Origin of the sequence: Sphingobium indicum BiD32 (genome assembly GCF_000382885.1) — a bacterium.
Taxonomy (GTDB): Bacteria; Pseudomonadota; Alphaproteobacteria; order Sphingomonadales; family Sphingomonadaceae; genus Sphingobium; species Sphingobium japonicum_C.
Window position 1 is genome coordinate 1 of sequence record NZ_CAVK010000034.1, and the last position, 1,598, is coordinate 1,598.

Here is a 1,598-nt window from a genome sequence, read left to right on the forward strand (position 1 = left end):
CAGGTAGCCATGGGCAAAACTGTGGCCGAACTCTGCGCGGCTTGCGATTTCGATGTGGAAGACGGCCCCATGATGGGTAGTAGCGAGGTGCGCTTCGCTGACACGTTGAAGACCGAGATACCCTATCGTGTATCAGGCGAGATTCTGGGGCTGGAGCGTAAGCGCAGCCGCAAGCTAGGCGTTATGGATGTCCTTACCTATCGCTTGCGCTTGCAACGCGAGGATGGCGTACCGGTGCTGGAAACCGACAATGTATGGGTATTGCCTCGGAGGGATTTGGCATGACCTACACCGAGGGCCAGACGTTACCCTCCTTCGTGATCGACAAAATCGATCCCGAAGCTATGAAGCAGTGGGCGATCTTCTTGGCTGATCCCAACCCCATCCATCTCGATGTCGCAGCGGTCCGCGCCAAGGGGCTGGGTGACCGCGTCATCAATCAAGGGCCGATCAATGTCGCCTACATGATGAATGCCCTGTTACAGGCTTTCCCCGGTGCGCGCATTGAATCTATGACCTCGCGCTTCATGGACAATGTCTATGGGGGAGAAAAGATCATCGCCAGCGCCAGGATCGATGCTGTGGGTGAAGGGCGAGTCAGCTGCTCCGTCACACTCGAGAGTGTGGATCGGGGTGCGGTTTGCTCGGCCAACGCGGTGATCCTTCTCAAGGAATAGCTTGGAGGACGTGCATCCGGGCAAACTACGGCTCACTCCAGCCAATCATACTTCCGCTTCCCGGAACTAGGCTCAGTCAACGGGGCCGCGGCCTATCCAGTGCAGAACAGAAAACTGGATGGCTGGCTCGCAATCAGCGTGCTGCTTGGGCCACCAGTATTAGACCGGTGACGGCCACCATCGTCGCATCAGTCGACACCGTCGGACTTCCGATCGCCGTCATTCGTATTCGTCCGGCGTGTCCCGCCTTGTCGTGCAGGTGAGTGACCGGTCTTAAGCGTGCTCTTGAGAGTGCGCTTAGGAGCGGTCGATGGGTCAGATCACGGTATTTTCCGGGCCGGAGCGGCGTCGCCGCTGGAGCGACGAGGATCGCCTGCGGATCCTGACCGAGGCTTTCGCGCCTGATGCCTGCGTCGCCGAGGTGGCGCGGCGGCACGATGTGTCGACGGCGCTGGTCTACACGTGGCGGCGTAAGCTGCGCGATGCTCATGCCGAGCCCGAACCGGACGATTTGGCGGCTCCTGGTTTCGCCGCTGCCGTGATGATCGAGGATGTGGACGTCGCTCCTTCCGGCCTGCAGCCCGCGATCGTCATAGATCTGGCGCGCGGCAAGCGGATCAGCATCTTTTCTTCGGCTTCGCCGGCTCTGGTGGCCTCAGCGTTGAAGGCGCTGCGATGATACCTTCGGGTGCGCGGGTGTGGATTGCGATGGGGCACACGGATATGAGGAAGGGGATGCAGGGGCTGGCTTTGCTGGTCCAGCAGGGCCTAAAGCGCGATCCCCACGGCGGCGATCTGTTCGTGTTCCGCGGGCGAGCCGGATCACTGGTGAAGCTGATCTGGCACGATGGGATCGGCATGTCGCTCTACGCCAAGCGGCTCGAGAAGGGGCGCTTCGTCTGTTAGCGGTGCGAGCGCCCC

3 protein-coding genes and 1 pseudogene are annotated in these 1,598 nt (G+C 61.0%); all 4 read left to right on the top strand.

What is annotated here, in order from left to right:
- Window positions 1–285: pseudogene (locus EBBID32_RS03235) on the top strand (hypothetical protein); the annotation flags it as partial.
- Window positions 282–677: a MaoC family dehydratase gene (locus EBBID32_RS03240; RefSeq protein WP_006950687.1), complete on the top strand. Its 396-nt coding sequence runs from the start codon at window positions 282–284 to the stop codon at window positions 675–677. The pseudogene EBBID32_RS03235 and the gene EBBID32_RS03240, both read left to right, overlap by 4 nt.
- A gap of 310 nt (window positions 678–987) precedes the next feature.
- Window positions 988–1,356: an IS66-like element accessory protein TnpA gene (tnpA, locus tag EBBID32_RS03245; RefSeq protein WP_006950690.1), complete on the top strand. Its 369-nt coding sequence runs from the start codon at window positions 988–990 to the stop codon at window positions 1,354–1,356.
- Window positions 1,353–1,583, top strand: a complete 231-nt coding sequence (gene tnpB, locus EBBID32_RS03250; RefSeq protein ID WP_006950691.1) for an IS66 family insertion sequence element accessory protein TnpB — start codon at window positions 1,353–1,355, stop codon at window positions 1,581–1,583. Before tnpA ends, tnpB begins: the two co-directional genes overlap by 4 nt.
- The last annotated feature ends 15 nt before the right edge of the window (window positions 1,584–1,598 follow it).

What these genes read in the sequence shown, in the direction of transcription:
- tnpB (WP_006950691.1), top strand. Translation starts at nt 1,353, where the DNA reads ATGATACCTTCGGGTGCGCGGGTGTGGATTGCGATGGGGCACACGGAT.
- tnpA (WP_006950690.1), top strand. Translation starts at nt 988, where the DNA reads ATGGGTCAGATCACGGTATTTTCCGGGCCGGAGCGGCGTCGCCGCTGG.
- EBBID32_RS03240 (WP_006950687.1), top strand. Translation starts at nt 282, where the DNA reads ATGACCTACACCGAGGGCCAGACGTTACCCTCCTTCGTGATCGACAAA.